The following is a 5,313-nucleotide window of genomic DNA, read 5'->3' as shown; positions in this document are numbered from 1 at the left end:
CGGCACCCCGGACGATTCCGAAGCCTGGGAACGGGTGCAGAAAGGCGCCAATGCCGGCGAGAACCTGTGGATCATGCTCAACCGCGGCCTGCCGGGCGAGAAGCCCAGCGAAGACGGCCTGGTCTCTGACGTCAGTGCCGAAACCGGCATGCGCGCGGCGTACCAGCAGTGGAAGAAGATGATGACAGCGGAGGTCAAATGATGAACCTGCCATTGCTCAATGAAGTCACCGCGTTCATCTGGCAGGAAGGCGACATGCTCGACCACGGTGAATACGACACCTGGCTGAACCTGTGGACCGAGAAAGGGACCTATATCATCCCGATCGATCCAAAAGAGACCGACTACGAGAACACCCTCAACTACGCCTACGACGACCACCACATGCGCGGCCTGCGCGTGCAGCGGCTGATCGGTGGCGAGTCGATTTCCACCAGCCCGCAGCCACGCACCGTGCGCACGATCTCGCGTTTCCGCGTACTGGCCGACGACGGCGTCAACGTCACCGTGCGGGCCGCGCAGAACATCCGCGAGTTCCGCAAGGAAAGCCTCAAGCACTACAGCGCCGACCTGACCTACACCCTGGTGCGCGCCGAAGGCGGCTTCAAGATCCACCGCAAGGTGATCAGCCTGATCAACAGCGACGATACCCTCGCCGGTATCGGCTACATCCTCTGAGGAGCACGCCATGAACCAAGTCGCATTGGTAACCGGTGCCGGCCAGGGGCTCGGCCAGCGCTTCTGTGCCCGGCTGCTCGCCGCAGGCTTCGATGTGGTGGTCTCGGACCGTGATCTGGCGCTGGCGCAGGCCACCGCCAGGCAGCTGGGTGGGCGCACGTTGGCGGTCAAGCTCGACGTCGGCAGCAAGGCCGATTTCGAGCAGGCCCTGGCCCAGGTGCTGGAGCATTTCGGCGCCTTGCACGTGGTGGTCAACAACGCCGCCGTCACCAAGACCACACCGCTGATGCAGATCAGCCCCGAAGAGTTCGACGCCGTGGTCGGCCTCAACCTGCGCAGTGTGTTCCTCGGCTGCCAGGTATTGGGCGCGCACCTGGCCGAAGCCGGCTACGGGCGGATCATCAACATGGCCTCGCTGGCCGGGCAGAACGGCGGCACCGCCACCGGCGCGCACTATGCGGCGAGCAAGGGCGCGATCGTCACCCTGACCAAGATCTTCGCCAAGGAATTCGCCGCCCGTGGCGTCACCGTCAATGCCATCGCCCCTGGCCCGATCGACTCGCCTGCGGTGCATGCCGCAGTGCCGGCCGAGCGCCTGCAGGGCCTGCTGGCCAACATCCCGGTGCAGCGCCTGGGCGATGCCGACTTCCTTGGCGACCTGATCGTGCAACTGGCGCGGCCCGAGGCCTACTTCACCACCGGGGCGACCTGGGACGTGAACGGCGGCCTGTTCATGCGTTGATATTTTCCGGGGCGCCCACGCGCCCCTCTGTTAGGCGGGACACCGGCCATGAATGAACAATTGTTGAATGTAGTCGTGCGCAAGCGCGAGATCCAAGGGGCCGACGTGGTCGTGCTCGACCTGGGCCGGGCCGATGGCGCGGCGCTGCCGGCCTTCGAGGCGGGTGCGCATGTGGATATCCATGTTGCCCCAGGCCTGGTGCGCCAGTATTCGCTGTGCAGCGACCCGGCCGATGCCACAGTGTATCGCCTGGGTGTGTTGAAAGACCCGGCCTCCCGCGGCGGTTCGGTGAGCGTTCACGACAGCTTGCTGGAAGGGCACGAGGTGCAGATCAGCGCCCCGCGCAACCTGTTCCCGCTGGCGGCCGATGCGCGCCGTTCGATCCTGCTGGGTGGCGGCATCGGCATCACGCCGATGATCGCCATGGCCCACGCCCTGCACCAGCAGGGTGCCGAGTTCGAACTGCATTACTGCGGGCGCTCGCGCAGCCGCAGCGCCTTCCTCGAGGCACTGGCCAACGCGCCGTTTGCTGCCCGGGTGTTCACCCACTTCGACGATGAAGAAGCGGCCCAGCGCCTGAACCTGGCAGACGTGCTTGGTACTGGCACGGCTGGCACGCACCTGTACACCTGCGGCCCGTCGGGCTTCATGGACTGGGTGATCGACGGCGCGCGGCAGCAAGGCTACAGCGAGGAACACATCCACAAGGAGTACTTCCAGGTCGAGGTCGACGCCAGCGGCGCAGGCTTCGAAGTGGTCGCCGCGCGCAGCAACAAGACCGTGCAGGTTGCCGAGGGCCAGAGCATCCTCGATGCCCTGGCGCAGGTAGGCATCAAGATCGACATCTCGTGTGAGCAAGGGGTATGTGGCACCTGCATGTGCGAAGTGCTCGAAGGCGAGCCTGACCACCGCGACGTGTACCTGACCGATGAAGAAAAAGCCGCGAACGACCAGATCCTGGTGTGCTGCTCGCGGGCCAAGTCCAACAAGCTGGTGCTGGATATCTGAGGAGCATGACCATGGTAGACGTATCCCAATTTCGCAACGCAATGGCGCTGCTCGGTGGCGCCGTATCGGTCATCACCACCGATGGCCCCGCCGGCCGCTTCGGCTTCACCGCCTCGGCAGTGTGCAGCGTGACCGACTCGCCGCCCACCTTGCTGGTGTGCATGAACCGTTCTTCGTACTCCAACGAGCAGTTCAAGGCCAACGGCGCATTGTGCGTGAACGTGCTGGCCGGCACCCACCAGGAACTGTCGGGCGCCTTCGCCAACCGCAACCTGAACATGGACGAGCGTTTTGCCGTTGCAGACTGGACGGTGCTGGAAAGTGGCGCGCCGGTGATGCAGGAAGCGCTGGTCAACTTCGACTGCCGGATTGCCCAGGTGCATGAGGTGGGGTCGCACAGCATTTTCTACTGCGAAATCCAGGACATCCGCCACGGTGGTGCCGATGACGGGCTGGTGTATTTCAACCGGGCCTATCACCGGGTGTGCGAATCGTCCAAAGCCTGCTGAAGCGGGGGCCGCAAAGCGGCCCCAGCGGTCTTCAGGCATTACAGGGTCTCAAGATTGTGGAACACCACTTCCAGCATCTTGTTCAACCGCTGCACCTGCGCCTCGGTCAACCCCTTGAAGCTGCGCTGGAACAATTCGCGGGTCACATCCTGCATGCGCTCGATGTTCTGCAGGCCGACCTCGGTGATGCGCACCTGGGTCACGCGCCCGTCCTCGGGGCTGGGCGCGGTATCGACCAGGCCATCTTCCTTCATGCGGTAGACGATCTTGGTAATGGTCGACAGCTTGGCGATGGCGTGGGTGGAAATCTCGGAAATGCTCGACTCACCGTTCTCGTTGAGGATCCACAACACGCGCCAGCGCGGCACGTCGAGGTCGACCTTCTTCAGCAGGCGTTCCATGTTCTGGGTGTAGCGGCCGTGCACACGGGCCAGCCAGTAGAAGGGGAAATCTTCCTTGCGAAATTCATCGCTGGCCGGGTCGTGATGGCTGTGGCCTTTGGTTTTAGACGTGCTCATCGATTCACTACTTGTGCGGAATAGTCGCGACATCATAGACCTTTCCGCGCATTTGACCACCGCAGCTGTGCCAGTAATTACGGGAATGTTCAGTTGACATTTCAAGTAATTGACACGCATGTTCATGGCTGGGCCACGGTCCGCCATCCATTCTTGAAAAGGGCTCCACGAAAATGACAATCATAGTTGAAACCCTTGACCTGGGCGGCAGCGGCCCCCGGGTCGTGGTCAAGGACACCCTCGACGTCGCCGGTACCGCGACCCGCGCCAGCAGCCAGGCACTGGAGCATGCCCCGCTGGCCGAACGGCACGCCGAGGTGGTCAGCCAGTTGCTGGCCAACGGCGCGCGGCTGACTGGCAAGGTCAGCCTGCATGAGCTGGCATTCGGCACCACCGGCATCAACCACTACACCGGCACGGCGGCCAACCCACGCTTTCCCGGGCGCATTCCGGGTGGTTCTTCCAGCGGTTCGGCTGCAGCCGTGGCTGCGGGCCTGGCCGACTTCAGCCTGGGCACCGACACCGGTGGCTCGGTGCGTGTGCCGGCCTGCTGCTGCGGCGTGTTCGGCCTCAAGCCGACCTTTGGCCGGGTCAGTCGCAAAGGCGTGATGCCGGCACAGAGCAGCCTCGACTGCGTTGGCCCGTTTGCCGCGAGCCTGCCGATGCTGGTGCGGGCGATGACGATGATCGACCCGACTTTCAACCCGGCGCAGGTCCCGGCCAGAGCGCGTATCGGCGTGCTGCGGGTCACTGCCGAGGCGGCGATCCACAAGGTGGTGCACGGTGCCCTGACAGCCAGCGGCCTACCCTTGGGCAACGTCGAGCTCAAGCACTTTGGCGCGGCCTATGAGGCCGGCATGGCAGTGATCAACCGCGAGACCTTTGCCGGTTGCGGCCACTTGCTGGAAACCGGCAAGGTCGGCGCCGATATCGCCGGGCGCCTGGCAGCGGCGGGGCAGACCACCGACAGCGCACTGGCCGAAGCCGAAGAGGTGCGCCGCCGCTTCACCGCAGAAGTCGACCAGGCCCTGGCCAGCTACGATGTGCTGGCGCTGCCGACCATGCCGGACTTCCCGCTGCGCCTGGAGGATGCCGCCGACACCCGTGCCGTGCTGGGCATGACCTCGCTGGTGCGGCCGTTCAACTTGTCCGGGCACCCGGCCCTGAGCATTCCGCTGGGCAGCGAAACCGGCCTGCCGGTCGGCTTGCAACTGGTGGCGGCCAAGGGCGCCGACGAGAAGCTGCTGGCCGTGGCCGAGCGCTTGCTGCTGAACCTGTACTGAGGTGGCGATGACCGATATCCATGAGCTGCAGGCCCGCCTGCAGCGCTTTGAAGACCAGCAAGCCATTCGCGTGTGCATCAACCGCTACATGGAACTGTGCGACCAGCTCGATGCCAGCACTCCGCTGGACGAACTGGCCGGGCTGTTCACCCGCGAGGCCGTGTGGGAAGGCAAGGGCGCCAAGTATGCCGCGAGCTTTGGTGGTTACCGGGGCCGTGAGGCGATTGGCGCGATGTTCGCCACCTACATGAAGACCCCGGCGCACTTCGCCTTGAACGTGCATTTCCTGACCAGTGAGGTCATCGAGGTGGAGGGCGGGCAGGGGTTCGGGCGTTGGGTGATGTTGCAGACCAGCACTTTTGCCGATGGTGCATCGCACCTGAATGCGGCGCGCCTGACGGTGCGTTTTGCGCAGGAAGAAGGGCAGTGGCGGATGGCGCATTTCCAGACCGAGAACCTGTTCAGCCGGCCGGTGACTGCCTGGAACAGTGAGGCGCCATTGCCGCTGCCTGAGCGGTAGGCGCGTTGAGGCGACCAGGTGCATGCCTTGGATTTTGTAGCAAGGCGTAGATCGA

At 64.3% G+C, this 5,313-nt stretch carries 7 protein-coding genes and 1 pseudogene; 7 read left to right on the top strand and 1 reads right to left on the bottom strand.

Going from position 1 to position 5,313, the window contains the following annotated elements:
* The 5 genes and pseudogenes from APH27_RS25310 to APH27_RS25290 all read left to right on the top strand — a co-directional run.
* Positions 1 to 202: pseudogene (locus APH27_RS25310) on the top strand (aromatic ring-hydroxylating dioxygenase subunit alpha); the annotation flags it as partial.
* The gene (locus APH27_RS25305; protein WP_060486159.1) at positions 202 to 678 is read left to right on the top strand and encodes an aromatic-ring-hydroxylating dioxygenase subunit beta; all 477 of its coding nucleotides are present in this window, start codon (positions 202 to 204) and stop codon (positions 676 to 678) included. The pseudogene APH27_RS25310 and the gene APH27_RS25305, both read left to right, overlap by 1 nt.
* A gap of 10 nt (positions 679 to 688) precedes the next feature.
* On the top strand, positions 689 to 1,420 hold the full coding sequence (locus tag APH27_RS25300) for an SDR family NAD(P)-dependent oxidoreductase (protein WP_060486210.1): 732 nt from the start codon (positions 689 to 691) through the stop codon (positions 1,418 to 1,420).
* A 48-nt stretch (positions 1,421 to 1,468) separates the two neighbouring features.
* Positions 1,469 to 2,428: a PDR/VanB family oxidoreductase gene (locus APH27_RS25295; protein WP_060486209.1), complete on the top strand. Its 960-nt coding sequence runs from the start codon at positions 1,469 to 1,471 to the stop codon at positions 2,426 to 2,428.
* Between the two features lie 11 nt (positions 2,429 to 2,439).
* Positions 2,440 to 2,937, top strand: a complete 498-nt coding sequence (locus APH27_RS25290) for a flavin reductase (protein WP_027919344.1) — start codon at positions 2,440 to 2,442, stop codon at positions 2,935 to 2,937.
* Between the two features lie 38 nt (positions 2,938 to 2,975).
* Here APH27_RS25290 and APH27_RS25285 read toward each other — a convergent pair whose 3' ends face one another.
* Positions 2,976 to 3,455 carry a MarR family winged helix-turn-helix transcriptional regulator gene (locus tag APH27_RS25285; RefSeq protein ID WP_027919345.1) on the bottom strand — a complete coding sequence of 160 codons (480 nt, stop codon included), beginning with the start codon at positions 3,453 to 3,455 and terminating at the stop codon, positions 2,976 to 2,978.
* Between the two features lie 173 nt (positions 3,456 to 3,628).
* Here APH27_RS25285 and APH27_RS25280 point away from each other — a divergent pair, with 173 nt between their 5' ends.
* Together APH27_RS25280 and APH27_RS25275 are read left to right on the top strand one after the other, a co-directional pair.
* Positions 3,629 to 4,738: an amidase gene (locus tag APH27_RS25280; RefSeq protein WP_060486208.1), complete on the top strand. Its 1,110-nt coding sequence runs from the start codon at positions 3,629 to 3,631 to the stop codon at positions 4,736 to 4,738.
* A gap of 7 nt (positions 4,739 to 4,745) precedes the next feature.
* Positions 4,746 to 5,258 (top strand): nuclear transport factor 2 family protein, encoded by a 513-nt coding sequence (locus APH27_RS25275; protein ID WP_060486207.1) that lies wholly within the window; start codon positions 4,746 to 4,748, stop codon positions 5,256 to 5,258.
* Positions 5,259 to 5,313: the final 55 nt, after the last annotated feature.

Origin of the sequence: Pseudomonas sp. NBRC 111123, from assembly GCF_001320205.1 — a bacterium.
Classification (GTDB): Bacteria; Pseudomonadota; Gammaproteobacteria; order Pseudomonadales; family Pseudomonadaceae; genus Aquipseudomonas; species Aquipseudomonas putida_J.
The sequence above is the reverse complement of the archived record's forward strand: the minus strand, read 5'-3'. Positions and strand labels throughout refer to the sequence as shown.

Bases quoted from the DNA above. Each gene is read 5' to 3' on its own strand.
- APH27_RS25305 (WP_060486159.1), top strand. From the start codon at position 202: ATGAACCTGCCATTGCTCAATGAAGTCACCGCGTTCATCTGGCAGGAA.
- APH27_RS25300 (WP_060486210.1), top strand. From the start codon at position 689: ATGAACCAAGTCGCATTGGTAACCGGTGCCGGCCAGGGGCTCGGCCAG.
- APH27_RS25295 (WP_060486209.1), top strand. From the start codon at position 1,469: ATGAATGAACAATTGTTGAATGTAGTCGTGCGCAAGCGCGAGATCCAA.
- APH27_RS25290 (WP_027919344.1), top strand. From the start codon at position 2,440: ATGGTAGACGTATCCCAATTTCGCAACGCAATGGCGCTGCTCGGTGGC.
- APH27_RS25285 (WP_027919345.1), bottom strand. From the start codon at position 3,455: ATGAGCACGTCTAAAACCAAAGGCCACAGCCATCACGACCCGGCCAGC.
- APH27_RS25280 (WP_060486208.1), top strand. From the start codon at position 3,629: ATGACAATCATAGTTGAAACCCTTGACCTGGGCGGCAGCGGCCCCCGG.
- APH27_RS25275 (WP_060486207.1), top strand. From the start codon at position 4,746: ATGACCGATATCCATGAGCTGCAGGCCCGCCTGCAGCGCTTTGAAGAC.